This window comes from uncultured Arcticibacterium sp. (assembly GCF_964021845.1).
Lineage (GTDB): Bacteria > Bacteroidota > Bacteroidia > Cytophagales > Spirosomataceae > Arcticibacterium.
In genome coordinates this window covers 277,270-301,701 of the sequence record NZ_CAXHZC010000007.1, presented here as the reverse complement: position 1 = coordinate 301,701, position 24,432 = coordinate 277,270, and the positions used below count along the sequence as shown (strand labels likewise).

Here is a 24,432-nt window from a genome sequence, read left to right as displayed (position 1 = left end):
GCCTATAAATGGACTTAGGTTCTTTGGGTTCGGGTTTTAGTGGATAAAAAATGTGGATAACTTTAGAATGGTACTATTCTAATTTGCCTCTTCTTTTAAATCCTTGATAATAAAGACATACAAAGAATCGCTCTTGTAGAATTTTACCATTGGTGGAAATCCAAACAAAAATGACACTTTTTTTTACCTTGAATTCTCATTTATTTTGTAATCCTGATAATCGAGAGTTAATGATTTAGTAATGAAAAATTAACTTATATATCTTTGTAATACCCCTAAAATTATTTTTGCACTATGTATGTAATCAAAAGAGACGGACGCCGGGAATCGGTAAAGTTTGACAAAGTAACGGCCCGAATCGAAAGACTCTGCTATGGTCTAGATCCCAATTTTGTACAACCAGTTGAAGTTGCCATGAAGGTGGTTTCTGGGATATATGATGGTGTTTCTACTTCACAGCTTGATAGCCTTGCGGCAGAAACGGCTGCATCAATGACAACAAAGCATCCTGATTATGCTCAGTTGGCGGCTAGAGTAGCCATATCTAATCTTCATAAGAATACCTTGAAGTCTTTTTCAGGGACTATGAAAATGCTTTATCAATATGAAGATCCTAAAACGGGAGAAAATGCATCATTGATAGCAAAAGATGTTTGGAAGGTAATTCAGAAAAACGCAGCCTTATTAGATTCTACAATAATTTATGACCGTGATTATGGTTATGATTATTTCGGATATAAAACGTTAGAAAAATCTTACCTACTTAAACTTAATGGTAAGATAGTGGAGCGTCCTCAGCATATGCTAATGAGGGTAGCCGTGGGTATCCATGGTGAAGCTATAGAAAGAGTGCTAGAAACTTATGAGCTTCTTTCTGACAGATGGTTTACACATGCCACACCTACACTATTTAATGCAGGTACACCTAAGCCACAGTTGTCGTCATGTTTCTTGTTAACCATGAAAGATGACAGTATTGATGGTATTTATGATACGCTTAAGCAATGTGCCAAAATCTCTCAATCAGCGGGGGGAATAGGACTTTCTATCCATAATGTAAGAGCAAAGGGGTCTTATATTAAAGGAACTAATGGAACGTCAAATGGTATAGTGCCTATGCTTCGTGTTTATAATGATACAGCCAGATATGTGGACCAAGGGGGTGGAAAACGTAAAGGGTCATTTGCAATTTATTTAGAGCCATGGCATGCAGATATAGATGATTTCCTTGATTTGAGGAAGAATCATGGTAAAGATGAGATGAGAGCTAGAGATTTATTCTATGCTATGTGGATTTCTGATTTATTCATGAAACGAGTTGAAGCTGATGCAGAATGGTCTTTATTCTGCCCACATGAGTGCCCAGGATTGGCAGATGCCTATGGCGATGACTTTGAGAAACTATATGAGAAGTATGAGTCTGAAGGGAAAGCTAGAAAGCAAGTAAAAGCTCAGCAACTTTGGTTTAAAATACTAGAGTCTCAGATAGAAACAGGTACACCTTATATCTTATACAAAGACGCTTGTAATAAAAAGTCTAACCAGAAGAACCTAGGTACTATCAAGTCTTCTAACTTATGTACCGAGATTATAGAGTTTACATCTCCTGATGAGGTGGCTGTTTGTAATCTAGCTTCTATCGCACTTCCGAAATATGTCGAAATGGACGATTTTGGTAATGGTATTAAGTTTGACCATCAGAAACTTTACGAAATCACGAAGGTGGTTACTCGTAACCTTAATAAGATTATTGATGTTAACTATTATCCTGTTAAAGAAGCAGAGAATAGTAACAAAAGACATAGACCTATAGGAATAGGTATTCAGGGTTTAGCAGATACATTCATTCACTTAAGAATGCCTTTTGATTCTGCCGAAGCACAGCAATTGAACAAGGAGATCTTCGAAACTATTTACTTTGCTTCCATGGAGACTTCTATGGAGTTAGCTATAGAGGAAGGTGCTTATGAAACATGGGAAGGTTCTCCGATTTCAAAAGGAATATTCCAGTTTGATATGTGGGATGTTAAACCAGAATCAAACAGATGGGATTGGGAAGACTTGAGAAAGAAGGTAGTTAAAAATGGTGTAAGAAACTCACTTTTATTAGCTCCAATGCCTACGGCTTCCACAAGCCAGATTCTTGGAAACAATGAGTGTTTTGAGCCTTATACTTCTAATATTTACTCTAGAAGGGTTCTTTCAGGTGAGTTTGCTATTGTAAACAAACACCTTTTAAGAGACTTGGTTAAGATTAACATGTGGAACGAAGGAATGAAGAATAAGCTGATAGCAGCCAATGGTTCTGTGCAGCATATTGATGAAATCCCTCAAACACTGAAAGACCTTTATAAGACTTCATGGGAGATTAAGCAGAAAGTAATAATCGACATGGCGGCAGATAGAGGGGCGTACATTTGCCAAAGCCAGTCAATGAATATCTTTATGCAAGATCCTAACTTTGGTAAGCTTACATCTATGCACTTTTACGCATGGAAAGCGGGTCTTAAAACAGGAATGTATTACCTACGTACTAAAGCGGCTGTGGATGCCGTTAAGTTTACAGTAGACAAGCAAGCTCTGCAGCAAACGAAGCCTACCACAGAGAAGATTAATGAAAAACCTTTGGATTACAAGGAGTACGCTGTAAAGAACGAAGAATTGGCAAAAGCCGCTAGTTCGTTTGTAGAGATGTCTGAAGAAGAGCAGAAGTTTGCCGCCATGCAATGCTCTTTAGATAATCCGGATGATTGTGAGATGTGCGGTTCTTAAATATAGTTGCTTGATTTCGACTTTCGTGTATTATAATGAGCCCTGTCAATATGACGGGGCTCTCTTTTTATGCACATTTTAAGCAGAAGTTAGGGCACAAAAAAAGAGGTGGCATAGCCACCCCGCTTTTCTTTTGATCCTTAAATAAACTGTTATTAAAAGTCTTCGTCTAGAGAAAATGATTGAGAATCTTTGTCAGATGTAACACCTGCTTTTTGATATTCTCCTACACGTTTCTCAAAGAAATTAGTTTTTCCTTGTAATGATATTAACTCCATAAAATCGAATGGATTGCTAGAGTTATATATTTTTTTCAAATTCAACTGTTCTAACAAGTGGTCTGCCACAAATTCGATGTATTGACACATCAAGGCTGAGTTCATTCCTATTAGCGAAACTGGAAGAGCGTCGCTTACAAACTCTTTTTCAATCTCCACAGCGTCTTTGATGATGTCATATACATCTTCGTCTTTCAGCTGGTTTTTGATATGATCTGTATATAGTAGGCAGGCAAAATCGCGGTGCATTCCTTCGTCTCTCGAAATTAACTCGTTTGAGAAGGCTAGACCCGGCATTAAACCTCTTTTCTTAAGCCAGAATATAGAGCAAAAAGAACCTGAGAAGAAGATTCCTTCCACTACGGCAAAAGCTATAAGTCTTTCTACAAAGTTTCCATTGTCAATCCATCGCATAGCCCAGTCTGCCTTTTTCTTAACACATGGTATATGTTCCATGGCGTTTAGCAATCTGTCTTTTTCTTTCTCGTCTTTGATGTAAGTGTCTATAAGCAATGAATAAACTTCAGCGTGAATGTTTTCAATGGCAATTTGGAAACCATAAAAACATTTGGCTTCAGCGTATTGAACATTTGAGATAAAATCAACTGCCAAATTTTCATTCACTATTCCATCAGAAGCGGCAAAAAATGCTAGAACATTTGAAATGAAATGTCTTTCACCTTCGTTCAAATTTTCCCAATCTGTTAAATCTTGAGACAAATCTAGTTCTTCAGCCGTCCAAAAAGATGCTTCAGCATTTTTGTAAAACTGCCAAATATCAATGTGCTTTATAGGAAATATGACGAATCGTTGTGGATCGTCAATTAATAAAGGTTCAGAAATCTTTAATTCTTGATCTGTCATTACTTATGGGTATAGATTCTTAAGTTATAATTCTCTTATTATAGTAAATCAAATGTAAAGAATTTATGAGTTGACTCAAAGTGATCTGTCAAAGTGACATTTAATTATTTGAAATGGGTTGAATTTCAAGTTTATTGTTTTCTTTTCGATAGCGTTGATACTTTATAGAAAAATCAACTTTTTGATATAGGCATCTTTTGTTAGATTTGTTAGCTTTTAATTGCTTATTGTAATTCAATATATAAATAAATGGGACGTTCTTCTGGACTTAAAATGAGACTCATCTTGGGTGTTATCATGGCTGTGATAGCCCTGATAAGTTATTATGGTAAGACACAAGAAAACCCATTGACTGGCGAAAGTCAGCAAGTAGGAATGAGCCCGGAGCAAGAGGTGGCCATGGGGCTTCAGTCTGCCCCTCAAATGGCTCAGGAATATGGAGGATTATATCCAGATAACGATATTCAGAGGCAAATTAAAACCGTAGGAAATAGAATAGTCACAAGTTTCAATCAAGTATTAGCCGCAAGAGGTATTGAAAATCCTTATCGTTTTGATTTTCATGTCTTAAGAGATGATAGAACTGTGAATGCTTTTGCTTTGCCTGGTGGCCAAATATTTATAACAGCTGGTTTATTAAGTCGTTTGTCAACGGAAGACCAACTGGCAGGGGTTTTAGGTCATGAGGTAGGTCACGTTGTTCATAGGCACTCTGCTCAACAAATGGCTCAAAGTGCTTTTTTTCAAGGTTTGGCAGGAGCGGCTACGGCAGCCAGCGGTAGTTATGGAACATCGGAAATAGCGAATTATGTGGCCCAAGTTAAAATGATGAAGTTTGGTCGTGACGACGAATTAGAGTCGGATGAATTTGGTGTAAATTATATGATGGACGCTGGTTATAACGCAGAAGCTATGATTCAAGTAATGGAAATATTAGCAGAAGCGGGTGGTGGCGAAATGGATAGAGATGAGTTCATGAGCTCGCATCCAAGCCCATCCAATAGAATTGGAAAGATAAAGGAGCACATTGAAAATTATCGTGCTAGATAGTTTTAATATCTTGAAAAATTAGCTTCTCGTTTTTTAGAGCTCTAAAAAACCTCAGACTAAGAAAAATGGCGGCAAAACTGAGTCCAATAAGTAAGGCGTACCATATCCCAGATGCTCCCATGTGAAAGTGAAAGGCAAAAAAGTAACCTAGCGGCAGGGAAATTACCCAATAAGCCACAAAGGTTATATAAGCGGGTATTTTGACATCCGAGATTCCACGTAAGTTTCCTAAAGCTACGGCTTGAATACCGTCGGATAACTGGAAGACTGCCGCAATAACTAATAGCGGTTTAGCTAGTTGAATTATATCTTGATCATCAATGTAAATACCTATTAAACCTTCATTAAATACTAGGATAATAAGCATGGTTAAAGCCATAAGAATGGTGACTAATGTATAGGATACATTTGAGGCCAAACGAAGTTTTGGCATGCTTCCTAAGCCTACGGCATTGCCAACTCTTATGGCTCCAGAATACGCAATTCCAGTAGCTGTCATATAGGCTGTTGCTGCTATGTTAATGGCTATTTGATGTGCTGCTAAAGCATCTTCACTTATCCAACCCATCATAATTAAGGCTACAGAAAATGCTCCTATTTCAAACAAGAACTGAAGGCCACTTGGGATACTAAGGCGTAGTAGTCGGATAGTTTGTTCTTTACTTTGAAGAAGTTTTAATTTTGGTGGAATTATATGGTTAACCTCACTGATGTAGAGTAAGGCTATGAGAAGGGCAAAAAACATAATAATTCTAACTATAAGTGTAGAATATGCGGCACCATTTAAGCCCATCTTAGGTATGAAGCCAATGCCATTTATTAAAGAGTAGTTTATTACTACGTTCAAAGCCAAACCAAGAAAAGTAATAAGCATTGAAACCTTAGGAAGAGATAAGCCATCAAACGTTTGTTTAAGAGCAAGGAAGAGGAATAGTGGAATGTTTGATAAGGTAATTATCAAAAAGAATGGCTTAGATAGTGTATTTATGTTTTGTGTTTGGCCTAGCAAATCAAAGTTTAATAGTAGGACTAAGCTGATGGCTGTAAGAGCCACTGAGTAGATTATAGCAATGGCAATGGATGCTGTGAATGTTTCAAGCATTTTGTTAGCATTCTTTGCGGCAAAGTGCTTTGAAATTAATGGTGAAACGATGGGAAAGCCACCTACTGCAATAGATGCTATTAGAAAGCAAAGGGAGTTGGATAAGCCAGCAGCTGCTAAAGCCTCTTTACCTATGAATCGGCCAATCATAATATTGTCCGAAACGCTCATTAGAACTACACCTAACTGAGCTATAACGATAGGGAAAGCAAGATTTAAACTAGTTTTAACTTCTTTGAAGTATTCTTTAGAGAGCATTAAATTATGCTTTTTGTAATTCAAAAACGGTGATTTCCGGAAGTATACCTATTCTTCCAGGATAGCCGAGGTAGCCATAACCGCGGTTAACATAAAGCTGTTGTTGGTTCTCTTTATACAGACCTGCCCACTCTTTATACCTTAGGCTTACTGGACTCCACTTAAAACCTCCAATTTCTACACCATACTGCATGCCGTGTGTATGACCAGCGAATGATACATCAATATTAGTTTTATCAAGTACTTGTGCTCGCCAGTGAGAAGGGTCATGAGAAAGTAAAAGCTTGGTGGATAAGTGGTCTGTATTTAACATGGCTTTTTCTAAGTTGCCATGTTGTGCAAAGCCCTGACCCCAGTTTTGAATTCCTAGAATACCAATGCTATCTCCATCTATTTTTATTTCTTTATGCTCATCCATAAGTAAATTCCAGTTCATAAGCTTATGGGCTTCCATCAGGTCTTTCAAGTTTTGGGTTTTCGCTTGCTCATTGCTCCATTGTACATAATCACCATAGTCATGGTTACCTAGTGTAGAGTAAACGCCTAGAGGGGCTTGAATTCGTTTGAATATGTCAAAGTAATCATTAAGTTCTTCAGCTTTATTATTGACAATATCACCAGTAAAAAAAACCATGTCGGGCTTTTCATTGAGGAGCATGTCTACGCCACCTTCTACAGCCGTTTTGTTAAAGAAGCTGCCAGAGTGAATGTCAGAGATTTGGACAAGTTTCAAACCATGAAACTGTGCAGGAAGGTTAGGAAGGTTGAGCGGAATACGTCTAATTCTATAGTCATGAGCACCAGAAATAATTCCCCATGTCATAGTTCCGATGTGCGTGGCTCCAACAGCTAGTGCGGCTTTTGTAATGAATTCTGTTCGGCTAATAGGATTGGAAGTAGGTTCATTTAGTGATGCATTATTATCTGTAAATGAAGAGTGAATCCATGAGTAGGCTTTACGAAGCATCAAAACGATATCACCGAATATGAGAACCACTGCAGCAAATATTTTTGAAACGTATACTATTAAAACAAAAGAAGCTATGAATGTTCTGGTTTGATAAGATAGTCTTTCGCCTAGCCAGAAGAATCCAATTATTATGAGTGATACACTTAGGAATGGGATGGCCCAATATAGTATGGATACAAGCCTTTGGTTATTTAAAGACCATGGTTTTATAAGTTGTTTTACGCCTGTAAATATGTACCAGTCTAATACTAAAAAGAGCAGGACTAAAATAGTAAGGATTATTGTTCTTTGCATCATATTTACTTTGTACAAAGGTTAAACTCAGTTGTGGCTTGGCTAGTTCGTTTCCTTCTAGATGTTTTGGGGACTTTTGAAGATATATTTAAAAAAAGAGACTGCCTTACATGAAGACAGTCTCTTTTAAAATATAGAAATAAATTTACTAATCTGGTCTAGATTAATTTGCAGGCACTAGAGTGGCCACAAATTCATAATCAAAGCTCCAGTAAGATTTTAGCGTTATTATTCCTGTGGCTGGGTCAACTTTCATAGAAGTTAAAGTTAGATCTCCACCGAAAGTATTAACCGTTAACGTTTGGTCAGAGGTGAAATTAATTCCGTCAGTAGAAGTTACCTCTAGTCCTAAAGCAGAATAGGCTCCTCCTAATGCACGTCCATAAGTGTACCAACCACCTGTTGCTTCAGAAACTTTAAATTTGTCTCCGTCTTTAACAATGTAAATTGGTCCAACATTTTGGTATTGCGGTGAAGTAGTACCATTTCTAACAATACTTGAGGTATAAGTACCTGAAATATCTCCAGCTGATACATCTCCTTGGCAAGGATTAATATAAATATTTCTGAAGGCTGAACCTGGGATTCCGTCTTTATTTACAGCACTATAGTTTACTGTATAATGGTCGGGTCCACTTACTGTACTTCCTCCGAAAAAAGTCCCACTGATAACTTCGTTTAGCTCTATTTCTGAACCTCCTTCTGAAGCAGAAGCACTGTAGTTTGCAGGGTCATAAGCTTCATCACCACAATTAATATTTACCAAAGTAGGTCCTACTAGTTCTATTTTAGGCAAATAAGTGATTTCTGAAGGTGTTATTCCAAAGTCTTCAATTTTGTCGCAACTTAAAATTGTGACAAGGAATAATGGTAATAAAAATAATTTTTTCATTTTAATATTTTTTAATTGTCCCAAAATATTTTATCTGTAATAACTCTTTGAGCTGGTGAGTTAGGATTAAGGTTAATCTCAGATGCTGGGTATAACCAAGATGCTGGAAATACACCTTGTCCTAAAGCAGATGCAGTAGGTGTCTGAAAGATACCTTCTGTAAATAACCTGCTTGCTGGTCTGTCAAATCTTCTTGATTCGATCCAACCTTCATCTTCTTGAGAACCATTCATAGAAATCCATTTCTGAACACCAATAGCATCAATCATTCCATTCATATCTAAACTCGAGAAATTTAAAGTAGCGATATATGCTGCTGCACCATCAACGCCTAAATAACTAAAGTTTGTTGAAATAGCATTCGAGAAATAAGTTTCAGCAGTGGCTGCTGAACCGTATCTTGCTTCCGCTTCTGCTCTTAAAAACCATACTTCCCAAGGAGTCATGAAAAACACAGGATTATCCGAATTAACCGCAAAAGCTCCAGAACGACTGTAGTGGTCTTTATTACCTGTAAATGGTTCGTTATCTACAGAACCTTGATCGATTCCTCTAAATTGACCATTAAAGTCTCCACCTACAGCTCTGCTATAAAATGCATCAATTCTTGGATCAGCTAAGTCATTTAGCACATTCACTGAAGCGTTACTAGCAAAATAGAAGTCACCTAAGCTTCTTTCCATATTTGCCCACATTGGATTTTGATTTCCAGATGCTCCAGAGAAATCTACTTTTACTATGTCAGAAAAAGTTTCAATAAAAGTTCCATTAGATAATAAGGCTGTAATTGCCGCACTATTATCAGAAACTTCTGATGTTCTCATTAAAGCTTTAAGTTTTAGTGAATATGCAAATTTTTTCCATTTGTCCATATCACCAGCAAAAAGCAAGTCATCTGCTCCAACGTCGCCAGCAGTTACCTCAAAGTCAATTAGTGCATCGTCAATCAAAGTAATGATACCAGAATACACATCAGCAGCTGAATCATAAGTCGGTGTTAGTACTGAACCGTCTTCGATAGCTCCTTTTAACGCTTGAGAAAAAGGAATATCACCATAATGGTCAACTAATAATTGGAAGTTATAAGCACTAAGGACTTTTCCTATTCCACTATAGCTGCTGCTTTCAGATTTTCTTAAATAGTTTAAATCTTCTAATGCATTTGCATAAAATCTTTGCCATTTATTATTATTGGTTGATGCTTCTTGTCTGAAACGGTCTGCATTACCAATTGCAACTCCAAGACCCCAAGTATAATACTGTCCCCATAGAAACGAGTATTCATTTAAGTCTTGCTCTTGAATTGCCGCCATATATCCCAAAGAAGCTGTTAAGATTTGAGGATCTGAAGCTACCGGTGAGTTATTCGGGTCAATATTTAAATCTGCAAGCCTCTCATCGCAAGAAGTTACAGAAAAGCACAACAAAGCTGCTGTAGCTAAACTATATATATATTTCATTGTTATTTTCATTTAATAATTTGATTTAAAAAGTAAAACCAATTTTCACCCCATAGCTTTTAGATGGAGGCACTTGAGAAGTTTCTATTCCTACATAGTTACCTGTTTGGCCTGCACCATTTACTTCAGGATCTGCATAAGTATTGTCGCTTGGTAACCAGAACTTTACATTGTTTGCAAACAATCCAATATTCGCATTACTTATGTTTAATTTATCAAGAACCTTTGATGGTATAGCATAGTTTAATGCTAATTCTCTTAGTTTGACATAACTAGCATCTAATAAATTCTCAGAAGCTGGAACTGCTCCACCTGTGGTGAAATAAGTTTCAGAGTCAGCTATTTCGATAGTATTTACTTCACCCTCTTCAGTCACTGAATTAGGGAATACAAATGGAACACCACGATCAAATTCTAAGGTACTTAAGTTTGTTCCGTTAAATGTAGACTGATCCTTAGTCCAAGAATAGAATTTTCCTCCTTGTTTAATATCTAATAAACCACTCAATGAAAATCCTTTGTAACCTATTCTTGTACCTACGCTAGCCATGAAATCTGGCTGGTAAGAACCTGCAAAAACTTGCTCAGAGGTAGATAATGGTAATCCTGTAGCGTCAACAATAACACGTCCTTGAGAATCTCTTCTGAAGTCAATTACTTTATAAGCTCCGAAAGGCTGACCTTCTTTAGCTACTAAAGACATATCACCTAAACCACCTATTGTTAATTCATCAATTTCGTCAGTAATCTTAACTACATTACTCTCGTTTTTAGAGTAGTTTAAGTTAATGTCCCAGTTTAAACCTTGAACTAAACCTTGGATAGGTCTTAAAGTCAATGATACTTCGTGACCCTTATTTGTCATTTCACCAATATTTGATGTAGTAGATGTAAACCCAGAAGAAGCAGGTAAACTTACACGAACAATTTGGTCAGTATGAAGAGAGCTGTAATAGGTATAATCAAGATTTACTCTGTTTCCAAAGAAAGAAAGATCTGCTCCAATTTCAAGAGTAGTTGTTAATTCAGGCTTTAAATTAGGGTTACCAATGGTATTACCCGTTGTAAAGGCTGGTTGCCCACCTAAAGGAAAATTAAGAGAAAAATCACCAAAGTCTCTAATTTGAGGATTACCCACATAAACAGAGTTTAACAAGTAAAGACCTGCATCCTTACCAGTGGTACCAAAGCTACCTCTTACTTTAGCAAAGTCTAATATTTTGTTGCTTTGTAAGTTTAGTGCATCAGAGACTATAATAGACCCACCAACTGCTTGATAGAAAAAGCTATTATTAGCTACAGGTAAGGTTGAAGACCAGTCATTTCTTGCAGAATACTCTAAGAAATAGGTATCTTTATAGGCTAAACTAACGTTAGCTAAAGCCCCTAAAATACGGTATTTTGAACTAAATTGCTCAGAAGTAGAAGCAACTGTACTGTTATCTAAATTATACCAATCTGGCACAACTAGTCCACCTTGAGTTGTTCCACTGATTCTTCTGAACGTTTTATGAAACATATTCCAACCTGCAGTTAGATTTAACTTTAAGCCGTCTACGTTTGGAATATCGGTATTGTAGTTAGCTAATCCAGAAACATCCCAGTTGTTGGATCTTGTATTACCATTATAATAATTTCCAATAGCTCCGTCTCTTTCATAAGTTCCTAAGGCTAAGTCATCTCCCCAGAAATATTGTAATTCAGGAGTGAATTTAGGTGCCCATTGGTTTATTTCTGTATTAACGTTATTGTTACCAACTCTAGCAATTAGGTCTAGGTTTTTTATTGGCGAATAAGTTAAACTCATTTTAGTCAATAAGTTATTAACATCTGCTTCGTTTCCATATTCATTCAAGATAAAATATGGGTTAACAGAGGAGTAACCACCCCAATACCCTTGAGTAGTACTGTAAAATGGGTTTTTATAATCACGTAATTCATTAAATGGAATACTATTTGGAGACTGTATAGCCATCGCATAAGCATTATTACCATCAAAAGCTCTAAAACCTTCCGTTGCAGTATTTTGATCAACTAAAGAGTAAGAAACCTTAAAGTCTGCTTTAAGATTAGAAGTAAGTTGAGAACTTGCATTTAAGTTAATTGAGTTTCTTGTGTACTTAGTATTGTCTAAAGTACCGTTTTGAACTGTACTACCATATGACATATAATAGTTAAATCCATTCTTACCAGCAGAAAGACTAACACTATTATTTAAAGTGTTACCTAAGTTAAAAAAGCTTTGCATTTGGTTTGGCACAACTGAATATGGTCTTGTTAACGCTTCTAAAGCACCATCACCATCAGCATCAATTGCGGAAGTCCAAGGTCTTACAACACCATCAAATTTTGGACCCCAAGCCCAGTTTTCTCTAGTGTCAAAATGTGCTGTACCGTATCCTTGACCGTATTGGTCTTGTCTTTCAAAAAGTACATAGGCTTTTTCTGTAGAGTAAGATGAGTTAACGCTGATTTTGGCTTTGCCATCTTTTCCTTTTTTGGTAGTAACTAATAGTACTCCAGAAGCACCACGAGAACCATAAAGTGAAGTAGCTGATGGTCCTTTTAAAACTGTAATACTTTCAATGTCATTTGGATTGATGTCATTAAATCTACTACCATAATCAGAGTAACCGCTTTGATCAGAACCTGCATCACCACCACCAGAGGTAGAGTTGTCAATCGGAATACCGTCTACTACGATAAGGGCGGTGTTGTTTCCTGTTAGAGAGCCTTCTGCTCTAAGTACAATTCTTGTTGAAGCTCCAACAGAACCAGAACCAGTTGATATTTTAACTCCAGACACCTTTCCTCTAAGAGACTCTAAGGCGTTTTTTCCTGGAGTAGACATCAAATCTTCACTTTTTACAGTTTGATTGGCATAAACTACATCCTTTGCTGTTCTATTTAGACCAGTTGATGTCACAACAATTTCAGAAAGTAATCCTTGATCTGAAGTAAGAGAGACATTAATTACACTTTGGCTTCCAATAGCAATTGATTTGCTATTCATACCAACAAATGAGTAAACTAAAGTTGCTCCTTTCTCAGCAGCAATTTTGTACATACCATCTACATCAGAGGTTGTACCACGGGTTGTACCTTGAACAGTGACGGACACACCTGGAAGTCCAATGCCGTCATCAGCCGAGGTTACCTTTCCTGAAACTTCCATGGATTGTGCAAAAGTGAAAACACTTAAGCCAACCAAACACATGGTTAATAAAAATTTCTTCATACAGTTTGTTATTAAGGTTTTTAATTGTTCTTAAAGTGCCAAATTAAAAAATGTTAAATAAATTATTACCTGAATATAAATAAAATTCAATTTATATCGGAATAGTCCAAGCCTTTGTTGGAAAAGTATAAAGGTATGCGTGCATACTATTATTGAAGAGAAATTATTTAGGGGCTTGTTTTACAACGATTTTACTAAGAATTCGAGGAAAAAAACGCTTTAAATACACACCAGCTAGTTCCTTAAAACCACCTATGTAAACTTCGTTCTTATTTGCAGAAATTGACTTTACTATTTGTTTGGCACATTCTGTAGAAGACAAACCATTAATTTGGTTATTGTCCATTTTGCCATATTTAGAGCCATCTGCGGAGAGTGAGTTTTTTGAGATATCTGTGTTGATATATCCGGGGCAAACTACAGTAACCCCAATGTTGTATTTGTAAACTTCAGCCCTTAAAGAATCATAAAATCCTCTTAGAGCAAATTTGGCAGCTGCATACCCAGAGCGTCCTGGAGTGGCTACAATACCGGCTACACTTGAAGTGGCAGCAATGTGTCCCGACTTACGCTCAACCATATATGGTAAAACGGTTTTAGTTAGAGCAATGACACTTATTAAGTCAATGTCGATTAATTTTTTGTAAACCTCAATATCTGTTTCTAAGACAAAACTCCTTTGAGAAATACCGGCGTTATTAAAAAGAATGTCAATATGACCAAAGTGCTCGATTACTTTTTCAGTAAGGGAGCTAAACGCTTCAATGTTTTGAACATCCATAGGTAAGACCATAACATGACCATCAGGCAATGCGAGGTTTTCTTTAACTCTTAGGAGCTCGTTTTCTCTACGAGCGGAGAGAATAAGTTTACATCCATGTTGACCAAATTCATAAGCAGTAGCTTCTCCTATTCCAGAAGAAGCCCCCGTAATCCAAACTACTTTGTTTTCTAATTTCATGAATTTGGCTAGCTAAAGATTAGTCAATTAAAACCGCGTTGCCGGAGGCCACTTCTTCTTCCACAAATTTAAATTTGACATCTCTCTTTATGGAACCATCTTTAAACTGTACGCTTACTCGTTCATTTCTGTTGGCCACTTTTTGAGATTTTGCAGGAGTAACTTGTGCTATTCCTTCTTCTCCAGCTCCTTCTGCTCTATTTGTAGAAAGTTTTGGTTTGTCTTGTTTTGGCGGAGCCACTTGTTGGAAACGCATTTCTACTATTCCTGCTTTCATTAAGAAGGAAATCATTTCGGCATTAACCTTTTGAAGGAAACTTTGGAATAATTCTACTGCTTCAAACTTGTAGATTAATAGTGGGTCTTTTTGCTCATAAGAGGCATTTTGCACAGACTGCTTTAAGTCGTCCATATCTCTTAAATGCTCTTTCCATTCTTGGTCAATCACACTTAGAGAAATGGCTTTTTCCATTTCTTTGATTAGCTCTTTTCCGTTAGACTCAACGGTTTTTTTCATGTCGCAGAAAACTGCAATGTTTCTAGTTCCATCTCCAACTACCGCCATAAACGGTTCGTCTTTTATAGCACTTCTGTCTTCCAATACTTTCTGCAGCACAGGAATAGTTTTCTCAGCTATTGCCTGGTTTTTTTCTGCGTAATGCTTTTCAGCTAGTTCGTAGAAAGTATTTTCTAAGTCAGATTTTCCACGATCAAATTCTTCGCGAGTAATAGCTGGTTTAAATCCTAAATTTTGTAGAGTTCTTAGTTCAAACTCGTCGTAGTTATTATTTGCATTAGACAAAATCGCATGACAATTGTCATATAAAACATTTGCAATGTCTAAAGAAAGTCTATCGCCAAAGAGTGCATTTTTTCTACGCTTGTAGATAGTGTCTCTTTGGATATTCATAACATCATCATACTCAATAAGACGCTTTCTGACTCCAAAGTTATTTTCTTCAACTTTTTGTTGGGCTCTTTCTATGGAGTTCGTAATCATGGAGTGTTGAATAACTTCGCCCTCTTCCATGCCAAGTTTATCCATCATTTTGGCCGTACGGTCTGAGAAGAAAAGTCTCATTAAGCTATCTTCTAAACTCACAAAGAATTGCGAAGAACCAGGGTCTCCTTGACGACCTGCTCTACCTCTTAACTGTCTATCTACTCTTCTAGATTCGTGACGCTCTGTACCTACAATAGCTAGTCCACCTGAAGCCTTACTTTCTGCGGTAAGTTTTATATCTGTACCACGTCCGGCCATATTGGTTGCAATGGTCACGGTACCAGGCTTACCAGCCTCAGCTACAATGTCCGCCTCCCTAGAGTGCTGCTTAGCGTTAAGGACTTGGTGTTTTATTTTTCTGATACTTAGCATTTTACTTAGTATCTCAGAGTTTTCTACAGAAGTAGTTCCCAAAAGTACAGGTCTTCCACCTTCTACTAAATCTACAATTTCGTCAGCCACGGCATTGTATTTTTCTCGTACAGTTTTGTAGACTTTATCTTGCATATCATCTCTTACTATGGGCCTATTTGTAGGTATAGTCATGACATCAAGTTTATAAATCTTCCAAAGCTCTCCTGCTTCAGTTTCTGCTGTACCAGTCATACCAGCCAGCTTGTGATACATTCTAAAATAGTTTTGGAGCGTAACGGTGGCATAAGTTTGTGTAGAGTCTTCAATTTTCACATTCTCTTTCGCTTCAACGGCTTGGTGTAGTCCGTCAGACCACCTTCTACCATCCATTACACGACCTGTTTGCTCATCTACAATCTTAACCTTGCCGTCCATCAATACGTAATCAACGTCTTTTTCAAAGAGGCAGTAAGATTTAAGTAATTGGTTTACAGCGTGAATTCGCTCAGCTTTAGTGGAGTAGTCTCTTATAAGTTCATCCTTTTTAAGGATTTTATCTTGTTCTGATACCTCACTTTTGTCAATCTCGTCAATTTTGATTGACAAATCTGGCATGATAAAGAAGTTTGGGTCTTCGTCATGGCCTGTTAAGTAGTCAATACCTTTATCTGTAAGCTCAATGCCCTTATTCTTTTCATCTATAGTGAAATAAAGAGGTTCGTCTGCTTGCGGCATTAATTTATTATTTTCCGCAATGTGGGTAGCCTCTGTGTCCAGTAATATCTTTTTGATACCACTTTCTGATAGGTATTTAATTAATGGCTTACTTTTAGGTAAACCCCTGTAAGCTCTAAAAAGAGAAAGCCCGCCTTCTTTTATTTCCCCAGCTTTTATTAATTTTTTGGCTTCGTTTAGGTAGTTGTTTACAATTGTTTTTTGAACTTCTACAATTTGACCAATTCTAGGTTTAAGAGAATTGTAAAGAGCTTCGTCTCCTTTTTTTGCCATTGGCCCACTAATAATAAGTGGTGTACGAGCATCGTCAATAAGAACAGAATCAACCTCATCAATCATGGCGAAGTGGTGTCTCTTTTGAACAAGTTCTTTAGGATTGCTCACCATGTTATCTCTCAGGTAATCAAAACCAAATTCGTTGTTTGTTCCGTAGGAGATACCCGCGGCATAAGCTTCTCTTCTGGCATTACTGTTTGCTGGGTATTTATCAATACAGTCACAAGTGATACCATGAAACTCAAAAATAGGAGCCATCCACTCAGAGTCACGTCGTGCCAAATAGTCATTGACGGTTACTATATGTACGCCTTTACCTGCAAGTGCATTAAGGAAAGCTGGGAATGTGGCTACTAAGGTTTTACCCTCACCAGTTTGCATCTCTGCTACTTTTCCTTTGTGGAGTGCGGCTCCGCCAATAATTTGTACGTCGTAGTGAAGCATATCCCATCTTAACAGATTTCCTGCTGCTTCCCATGTACTATTCCAAGTGGCTTGGTCGCCTTCAATAGTAATATGACCTTTTTTCATGGCCAACTCTCTATCAAGGTGGCTAGCTGTAACGGTAATGCTATCGTTATCTTTGAACCTTCTCGCTGTTTCTTTAATAATTGCAAAAGCTTTTGGAAGAATCTCAAGAAGAACTACTTCAAGTTCTTCATTCTCTTGCTCTTTTAATTTATCTATTTGGTTAAAAGCAGCTTCTTTGTCAGCAATGCTCAGCTCGGCGTTTTCTTCAATGTTTTTTTCGATAGCTGCTATCTCGTCGGTAATGGATGCCAGCGAGTCTTTGATGTACTGCTGTAGTTCTACAGTTTTAGCTCTGAAGTCGTCATTGCTTAATTGACCAAGCTTTTGAAACTCCTCGTTTGTAGCAGTTACATAGGGTGTAAGTTCTTTAACATCTCTTTCTGATTTGGTACCGAATATTTTGGAGATGCCTTTGCTTAAAAAATCTAACATTATATATCTTTAAAAATCTTATAATCTCTTACCTGTAAAATAGAACGCAAAATTACTTAATTACACTTGTAACATAACAAGAATAGTGCGTGAAAAGCAAGGTGTGTCAAATTGACAATGTTTAAAAGTAAAATGGTGCCTAAGTGCCAGAATTGCATGATTCTGTTGTCTAATGACTGGTTTTGTCAGGTTTAATTTACCACAACCACAGGGTTTTTTGAGGTTTTCTCTAATAGAGGGACTAAAATTTTTGAGGCATTTTCTTCAGCCGTCTTGAGTAAACTTGAATTCTGGGCTGTTTGAAGTAGTTTCTTTTCCGCCGATTTAAATGCTTCGCCGAAAAGTAATTCTTCATTCATGAAGGCATAATCGGAGTCATAAATTTTTGATTTTGAATGGTCAATCTTGAAATGACAGATATAAGGTTTAGGTAGTTTTATAAATGTGGTATCGCCTAAAGTATACACATCATCATTGCCTATTTTTGTCAAATCAACACAACCAGAGGCACTTCCATACACAATTAGAAGAGCTTTTGGGTCAGGTAGAAAATCTCTAGGAAGCTTTTGTTCTACTATATCGTTAAAATAGTATGCAGCTAGTTCGAGGTTTCCCATTGTCTTTACTTCCTTAAGAATTATGGAGTGAGTAGTTTCAATGGTGTTAATTTTAAACGGATTTGACAGTTTTGGAATTAATAGTTCCCACACAATAATAGCAATGAGGGCAACAATAAGAAGGCTGATAACATTTTTTATGATTTTTGTCATTACGTAATGAATGGAAATAATATTAATTTTGTTGCAGAGTACAAATGATCACTAATGATTTTAGTTTTAATGAAAACGAAACTAATCCGAATTTAGTTTTATGCAATTAGAAGCAATAGAAAGAAGAAGTAATTTATCAAGAGAAGAATTCATTGAAAGTTACTTAAAGCCCAAAAAGCCGGTCATTTTTACCGACTTAGTAAAAGATTGGCCAGCCACGGAGAAATGGACTTTTGATTGGCTAAAGAAAAATCATGGTAATTTGGAAGTGCCATTGATAGATAAGCACTATCATGATCCGGATAAGTATTTTCAGATTGCGAAAAAAATGAAGTTTGGAGATTACTTAGACCTCATTCAAGCTGGGCCTGTAGATTTAAGAATATTTTTGTTTGATATCTTTAAGAAAATTCCTGAATTAGCTGAAGATATACGTTACCCCACCATAATGGATGGCTTTATTAAAAGTTATAAGTTTATGTTTTTTGGCGGACAAGACTCTGTCACTAGCCTGCATTATGACATGGATTGTTCCAATGTTTTTTTAACGCAGTTTCAAACTAAGAAAAAGGTTATACTTTTTGGGCCTGACCAAAGCAAGAAATTGTATAAACATCCGTATACGGTAATGAGTCATTTTGATCCAGAAAATCCTGATTTTGACAGATTTCCTGCAGCTAAAAACTTAGTTGGTCAAGAAGGTGTTTTTGGTCATGGCGAAACTGTATTTATACCATCGCTGTGGTGGCATCATATTAGGTATGTGGATGGGGGTTATAGCCTAGCTTTAAGAGCAAATGATTCTGTTTTTACAACCCTAAAAGGTGGTATGTTTTTAGCGAGACATAGCATTGTGGATAGAGGTATGACTAAGGTTTTAGGGAGGAAATGGAAAGAGTGGAAAGAAAATAAAGCATCAGAAAATGCTTTAGAGTTTATTTAAGATTTTGATTTCTAGTATTTAAAGTGGATTTTGTGAAAGCAAAATCCACTTTTTTTATGGGGGGAATTGAGTAAATTGCCTGAGTAGGAAAATATTACAATAATTGACATTGATAAACCTAGATCCAAATAATGTCCTGAATTTAACTTTAGCTAAGTTATTGAAGACTGATTTTACGCAGTTTGATAGTGCTAGCCATGCATTAGAATATATAAGTAAGTCTTTAAAATCGGCTTTGAGTGTTGAGAGGGTGAGTATTTGGGGACTCTATAACGACTCTATTGTCCTCGAATTTCTTTACGCAAAAGATCAAATTGTAAGCCCAGGAATTACTTTGCGTCAAGAAGATTATCCTTCTTATTTTGAGGTTGTTAAAGAGGGATTGCCCATTGTGGCAAATGATGCTCCAAGGCATAAGGGAACTAAAGAATTTAGCAAAGATTATCTGAAACCTTTAGGGATTTCATCTATGCTGGACGTGCCCATTCACGAGCATGGGAAACAAACAGGAGTACTCTGCTGTGAGCATATAGGCGAAAGTAGAACTTGGAAAGAAAGCGAGGTGTATTTTGTTAGTCTAGTAGCAGGATTGATATCATTAGTAAATAGCTTGTTCGAGGTAAAAGAAACTAAGAAAAAGTTAAGAGAAGAGAGAGTATTATTGAGGACAATTATTGATAACCTTCCTTTAAATGTTTTTGTTAAAGACAAGGAACATAAATGGATTTTATCGAATAAGAGTACACTTAAATACTTAGGATTAGAAAAAGAGGAGGATGTTATTGGTAAAAGTGATATTGAGCTTTTGCCAAATGTTAATAATAAGTTTGTTTATGAGCAAGACAGCTCAGTGTTAGAAACAGGTGAGCCTATTCTCTCTAAAATAGGATTTAATGTAAGGCCAGGTGATCTTAGTTTTAGGAAGTTTTTGATATCAAAGTTTCCTCTTGTTAATGACAAAAGCGAGGTTTCGGCTGTCATAGGAATAAGTGAGGATATTACGGAGAGAAATCAAATTGAAGAACTACTAAAAGAAAGTGAAGAGAAATTTAGATTTATAGCAGAAAACACTTCTGATGGAATCATTGTTGCTGAAAATGGTTTATTGACTTATTATTCGCCGGCTTGTGAAAGGATTACAGGTTATTCGTTTGACGAAATGCTAGAGCTCAATCGAGGGAATTTAATGGATCTAATTCACCCAGAAGATAGGGAGGGGGCAGATAAGATTTTGAAGAAAGCCGTTGCCGAGAAGAAGGCAAGTGTTGTTCTAAAACACAGAGCGAAGCATAAAACTGACGGATATACATGGCGAGATAGTACTGTAAGCTATTTTTATGATTCTTCTGGTGAGATTTGGAGGGTAATAGTGGTCATTAGGGACATTACGGAGACGGTCAATTCGGAGATGCAAATAAGAGAAAGTGAGAGACTTTTAAGCGAAATCCTTCATTCTTTGAACGAGGCCGTTTGGGCTATAGATTACTATACTTATACGCCACTCTTCATGAGTAAATCTTTTGAGGTTTTATTTGGCTTTTCTTTAGATGAATGGAAGGATAAGCCTGAGCGATGGATGGATGTAATTCATGAGGAAGACAAACATTTCATCAATACCGTTATGGATGATGTGCAACATAAAAGTTTTGCTTCATATACACTTAGGGTTTTAAACAAAGAAGGGGATGTTAGATGGGTAGAAAATAGAGGTAAAATCATTTTTGATAACGCAGGTAAGCCCACTATGCTTCTCGGGATGGCGGTAGATATAACTGACAAAGTAACGGCTCTTAAAGAGTTGGAGAAAAGCGAAAAACAGCTGTCTATTATTTTAAATTCTTTGGATGAAATAGTTTGGGCCATAAACCTTCCAAGCCGTGAGCCTCTTTTTATAAGTGATTCTTTTGAAAAGGTATTTGGAATCCCAACAGAGCAATGGTACGAAGATTACGGAATTTGGTCTGAATACGTTGCTGAAAGCTCGATTAAGGAGAAAAACAGGATGTTAAAAGAGCTTTTTTCTAAAGGCTCTTCTAAAGGCTTGCTACAAATTAAGGATGCTAATGGTAACATAAAATGGCTAAACACTGTTGCTAAATATGTTCATAAAGAGAATAATGAACTGGACATGATGCTGGGCATTAGTTTAGACATTACCGAACAAGTTAATACTCAAAACCAACTAAAAAGTAGTGAGCGAAATTTAAGTGATCTTTTATTTGCTTTAGACGAGGCCGTATGGGCGGCTAGTATACCAGACTATGTGCCTTTGTTTGTAAGTAAGTCTTTTGAAGAGTTTTATGGGTTTAGTCTAGAAGAATGGCAAGAGGACTGGTTTCTTTGGGAGCAAGCCGTTCATCCAGAACACAGGCATTTAATAGATGATTTTAAAAAGAGAGTTTACTCTTTTGAGATTGCCACTGGTACTTGTAAAATTGTAAGTAAAAATGGTGTAGAAAGATGGGTTCACAATATAGCAAAGACCATTAGGGATGAAAGTGGGGAGCCGTATATGCTTTTGGGTGTAGCAATAGATGTGACTGGTGAAATAGAGAATGAAAAAGAGCTTAACGAGGTGAAAAACAAAGCTATGAAGGCTGAAATGGCTCGGGCGGAGTTAGAGCTAAAAACGCTCCAAATGCAGATGAATCCTCATTTTATATTTAATTCCCTTAACTCAATACAAAGCTTTATTTTAAAAAATGATGTTATTTCTACCAATGATTACCTTAGTAAATTTGCTCGTTTAATTCGTTCTTTTTTAGACTCCTCTCGTTCGGTTAAGATAAGATTAAGAGAGGAAATAAAGCTTATAACCCTTTATGTGGAAATGGAACAAATGAGGTTTGGAGATAAATTTGATTTTCAGCTAAATGTGGGTCCAGATGTTGATGTCTTGATGGAAATTCCAAGTATGATGCTTCAGCCTTTTGTGGAGAATTCTATTAATCATGGAATCAGATATAAAGACAAAAAAGGCTTACTTAAAATTAGTTTTGAAAACCTTGAGGGCAGTTTACTTTGTAAAATTGAAGACGATGGCGTAGGGAGAGATAGAGCGGAGGCTATTTTAGCTAAAACTAATAAAGGCTATATTTCTCAAGGCTTGAAAATTACGGCCGAACGATTTATGACTTATAATGCCATTCATCAATCTAATATTACTTACAAGGTTTCTAATCTAATAGACGAGCCAGGGGTAAAAGATGTAGGTACCTCGGTTGAGGTATCTTTTCCTTTTGTAAATAGCCTAAAAGGTGGAGATTAATTTATTTTGACTATAGCTTTCGGAGCTAACTTTCAAAATCATCTGACCTTGGTTTAATCCAGTCTTTTGAGTATCAATAGCTATTTCAATACCCGTGGTAGTATCAATTTTATGTGCTTCTTGATAAAGCATTTGACCCGAAAGGGAGTAAAACTGAAAACTATAAGTGTCAGGTTTAACAGGATTAAATAAAACCTTAAACCTCTCTTTAGACGGATTTGGAGAAATAATGAGCTTCGCCAAAGATGTTTCAGTCCTTAAAACGGGGTTAACAATCACCTCAATAGCGGTTTCGTTTACACACCCTCCTTGGTTTTCTGTCAAAACATAAATCCCAGCCTCTTTCGTACTTACGTTTTTCAATGTTGGATTCGGCTCACTGCTTTGAAAATCGTTTGGGCCACTCCAAGAAAGCGTACCATTACTAAGGGCTTGAGAGCTTAAGTTAAGGTCTTGGTTAGCTAAGATAGGGGAGTTAGAATTGGCAACAGGAGCAGGAAGTGTATTAACTTGAATTTGGAAATTTTGAGTTAAACAGCCTTGGCTGTCAGTAATACTAATTAATGTGTCTTGAACTAAGGGTGTGGTATTAATTTCAGGGTTCCAGTTTTTTAGCATAGAGTTATCTGACCACTTAGTTTTTAATGTTAAAGACTCGCCACAGTTTATGCTTAGCTTTTCAGCGGTTTGGTCTTCTTTTACCATGACAAAATTATCAAGCATAATACCTTTTGATGTGAGATATTTGACGATAAAAACATTGTTTTCAACTTCAATAATCACAGCTCCGGTTTCAACTGTATCTGAGAAATACATGGCGTTATGAGGGTAACCTTCAGATTTGCCACCTACCCAACCACCCGTTCCTGCCACCATGTAAACAGTACCTAAGTCTGTTTTTTTATAGGGGCAAGAGTTATCTTGCTGATTATACTTAGCAGAAGAGCTGCTAATGGCATGTTTTTCTTTTTGGAATTCAGTTTCAGAACCCTTAAATCCATTTAGTAAATAAGACCTTTCATAGGTGTGAGAGTGTCCTGTCAATACTAAATCGACAGCGTATTTGTCAAAAATAGGGACCAAGTTATTTCTGATATCAATAAGCTCTTGTTCTTTATCAGAATCATGCGAGCCCTTAGAGAATGGCGGATGATGAAAGAAAACCACCGTCCATTCTAGCTCGTTGGCAGCTAAATCGTCCTGCAACCATTTGGCTTGTTTTCCGAGTAGGTTTGACATTCTATGACCATCTTCTTGCCCATAAGAATCTAAAGATATGAAATGAACATTACCGATATCAAAAGAATAATAGGCTTCATTATTTGACGCTAGACCGCCAGATTCGCCCTGTGTAGGTAAATTGAAAACATTGAAATAGTCTGGTCTCTCTCCAAAGTCGTTTGGCCAAAGCCTATCGGCATAGTCATGGTTGCCAGGAGTAGGCCATACAACGGTTTTTCTTAATAAGTCATTTTGATAAACTGAGAAAAAATTGGATTGATATTCTCTGTCAAAACCAAAGCTATAGGCATTGTCACCCAATAAAAGCATGCCATCTATAGGCTTTTCTTGGTAGTAGTTTTTTACTTGTTGGAGTACATCTTTTTGGGCGGGAGTACCTGTACCACAATCCCCAAAAGCCACAAAGCTTAGTTTATCTGTAGCACCTGAAACTGGCAAGGTTTTAAAAGAACCAGTCACAGTTTTATCGTCAGAATTCGTAATAGCGTAATAGTATATCGTGGCAGGAGCAAGCCCTGTTAAATTTGCCTCAAAATCAATAAAGCCTGTGACCGTTTTGGAGTTATCTAAATTGTTTGGCTGGAGGCCATACTTTAAATCAAAGGTCTGAACGGCATTAGAACGCCACTTTATTATGAGGCCATCTTGCCTGGCAGATTGTAAAAAAGGTCCTCTAGTGATTTCTTGACCCATAAGGGAAAGACTCATTAGAAGACCAATTATTAAAGCGGACGTTTTC

14 protein-coding genes are annotated in these 24,432 nt (G+C 36.9%); 4 read left to right on the top strand and 10 right to left on the bottom strand.

Annotation, left to right across the window (positions count from 1 at the left end; genetic code table 11):
* Window positions 1-294 precede the first annotated feature (294 nt).
* Window positions 295-2,772 (top strand): ribonucleoside-diphosphate reductase subunit alpha, encoded by a 2,478-nt coding sequence (locus AADJ06_RS18825; protein WP_341228041.1) that lies wholly within the window; start codon window positions 295-297, stop codon window positions 2,770-2,772.
* 155 nt (window positions 2,773-2,927) lie between these two features.
* Here AADJ06_RS18825 and AADJ06_RS18820 read toward each other — a convergent pair whose 3' ends face one another.
* On the bottom strand, window positions 2,928-3,914 hold the full coding sequence (locus tag AADJ06_RS18820; protein ID WP_341228040.1) for a ribonucleotide-diphosphate reductase subunit beta: 987 nt from the start codon (window positions 3,912-3,914) through the stop codon (window positions 2,928-2,930).
* 249 nt (window positions 3,915-4,163) lie between these two features.
* Between AADJ06_RS18820 and AADJ06_RS18815 the strand changes: the two genes are divergently transcribed.
* Window positions 4,164-4,964: a M48 family metalloprotease gene (locus tag AADJ06_RS18815; RefSeq protein ID WP_341228039.1), complete on the top strand. Its 801-nt coding sequence runs from the start codon at window positions 4,164-4,166 to the stop codon at window positions 4,962-4,964.
* Here the strand turns inward: AADJ06_RS18815 and AADJ06_RS18810 are convergent.
* From AADJ06_RS18810 to AADJ06_RS18775, 8 genes are all read right to left on the bottom strand, one after another.
* Window positions 4,957-6,324: an MATE family efflux transporter gene (locus tag AADJ06_RS18810; RefSeq protein WP_341228038.1), complete on the bottom strand. Its 1,368-nt coding sequence runs from the start codon at window positions 6,322-6,324 to the stop codon at window positions 4,957-4,959. The genes AADJ06_RS18815 and AADJ06_RS18810 overlap by 8 nt on opposite strands.
* Before the next feature lie 4 nt (window positions 6,325-6,328).
* Complete coding sequence (locus AADJ06_RS18805; protein WP_341228037.1) at window positions 6,329-7,591, bottom strand: metallophosphoesterase; 1,263 nt, start codon at window positions 7,589-7,591, stop codon at window positions 6,329-6,331.
* Window positions 7,592-7,751: 160 nt separating this feature from the next.
* Window positions 7,752-8,480, bottom strand: coding sequence for a hypothetical protein (locus tag AADJ06_RS18800; RefSeq protein WP_341228036.1), 729 nt, complete (start codon window positions 8,478-8,480; stop codon window positions 7,752-7,754).
* Between the two features lie 11 nt (window positions 8,481-8,491).
* Complete coding sequence (locus AADJ06_RS18795) at window positions 8,492-9,940, bottom strand: SusD/RagB family nutrient-binding outer membrane lipoprotein (protein ID WP_341228035.1); 1,449 nt, start codon at window positions 9,938-9,940, stop codon at window positions 8,492-8,494.
* 25 nt (window positions 9,941-9,965) lie between these two features.
* Entirely contained in the window at window positions 9,966-13,178 is a 3,213-nt protein-coding gene (locus AADJ06_RS18790; protein WP_341228034.1) for a SusC/RagA family TonB-linked outer membrane protein, read from the bottom strand.
* A 163-nt stretch (window positions 13,179-13,341) separates the two neighbouring features.
* Complete coding sequence (locus AADJ06_RS18785) at window positions 13,342-14,139, bottom strand: SDR family oxidoreductase (protein ID WP_341228033.1); 798 nt, start codon at window positions 14,137-14,139, stop codon at window positions 13,342-13,344.
* A gap of 19 nt (window positions 14,140-14,158) precedes the next feature.
* Window positions 14,159-17,470, bottom strand: a complete 3,312-nt coding sequence (secA, locus tag AADJ06_RS18780; RefSeq protein WP_341228032.1) for a preprotein translocase subunit SecA — start codon at window positions 17,468-17,470, stop codon at window positions 14,159-14,161.
* 191 nt (window positions 17,471-17,661) lie between these two features.
* Window positions 17,662-18,240 carry a DUF4230 domain-containing protein gene (locus AADJ06_RS18775; protein ID WP_341228031.1) on the bottom strand — a complete coding sequence of 193 codons (579 nt, stop codon included), beginning with the start codon at window positions 18,238-18,240 and terminating at the stop codon, window positions 17,662-17,664.
* A 100-nt stretch (window positions 18,241-18,340) separates the two neighbouring features.
* Here AADJ06_RS18775 and AADJ06_RS18770 point away from each other — a divergent pair, with 100 nt between their 5' ends.
* The gene (locus AADJ06_RS18770; protein WP_341228030.1) at window positions 18,341-19,183 is read left to right on the top strand and encodes a cupin-like domain-containing protein; all 843 of its coding nucleotides are present in this window, start codon (window positions 18,341-18,343) and stop codon (window positions 19,181-19,183) included.
* Between the two features lie 109 nt (window positions 19,184-19,292).
* A complete protein-coding gene (locus AADJ06_RS18765; RefSeq protein WP_341228029.1) occupies window positions 19,293-22,451 on the top strand; it encodes a PAS domain S-box protein in 3,159 nt (1,052 codons plus the stop codon).
* Here the strand turns inward: AADJ06_RS18765 and AADJ06_RS18760 are convergent.
* On the bottom strand, window positions 22,434-24,401 hold the full coding sequence (locus AADJ06_RS18760) for a metallophosphoesterase (protein WP_341228028.1): 1,968 nt from the start codon (window positions 24,399-24,401) through the stop codon (window positions 22,434-22,436). The two genes, AADJ06_RS18765 and AADJ06_RS18760, sit on opposite strands and share 18 nt — an antisense overlap.
* Between the last annotated feature and the right edge of the window lie 31 nt (window positions 24,402-24,432).

Bases quoted from the DNA above. Each gene is read 5' to 3' on its own strand.
- AADJ06_RS18790 (WP_341228034.1), bottom strand. From the start codon at position 13,178: ATGAAGAAATTTTTATTAACCATGTGTTTGGTTGGCTTAAGTGTTTTC.
- AADJ06_RS18810 (WP_341228038.1), bottom strand. From the start codon at position 6,324: ATGCTCTCTAAAGAATACTTCAAAGAAGTTAAAACTAGTTTAAATCTT.
- AADJ06_RS18815 (WP_341228039.1), top strand. From the start codon at position 4,164: ATGGGACGTTCTTCTGGACTTAAAATGAGACTCATCTTGGGTGTTATC.
- AADJ06_RS18825 (WP_341228041.1), top strand. From the start codon at position 295: ATGTATGTAATCAAAAGAGACGGACGCCGGGAATCGGTAAAGTTTGAC.
- AADJ06_RS18785 (WP_341228033.1), bottom strand. From the start codon at position 14,139: ATGAAATTAGAAAACAAAGTAGTTTGGATTACGGGGGCTTCTTCTGGA.
- AADJ06_RS18770 (WP_341228030.1), top strand. From the start codon at position 18,341: ATGCAATTAGAAGCAATAGAAAGAAGAAGTAATTTATCAAGAGAAGAA.
- AADJ06_RS18805 (WP_341228037.1), bottom strand. From the start codon at position 7,591: ATGATGCAAAGAACAATAATCCTTACTATTTTAGTCCTGCTCTTTTTA.
- AADJ06_RS18820 (WP_341228040.1), bottom strand. From the start codon at position 3,914: ATGACAGATCAAGAATTAAAGATTTCTGAACCTTTATTAATTGACGAT.
- AADJ06_RS18795 (WP_341228035.1), bottom strand. From the start codon at position 9,940: ATGAAATATATATATAGTTTAGCTACAGCAGCTTTGTTGTGCTTTTCT.
- secA (WP_341228032.1), bottom strand. From the start codon at position 17,470: ATGTTAGATTTTTTAAGCAAAGGCATCTCCAAAATATTCGGTACCAAA.
- AADJ06_RS18800 (WP_341228036.1), bottom strand. From the start codon at position 8,480: ATGAAAAAATTATTTTTATTACCATTATTCCTTGTCACAATTTTAAGT.
- AADJ06_RS18775 (WP_341228031.1), bottom strand. From the start codon at position 18,240: ATGACAAAAATCATAAAAAATGTTATCAGCCTTCTTATTGTTGCCCTC.
- AADJ06_RS18760 (WP_341228028.1), bottom strand. From the start codon at position 24,401: ATGAGTCTTTCCCTTATGGGTCAAGAAATCACTAGAGGACCTTTTTTA.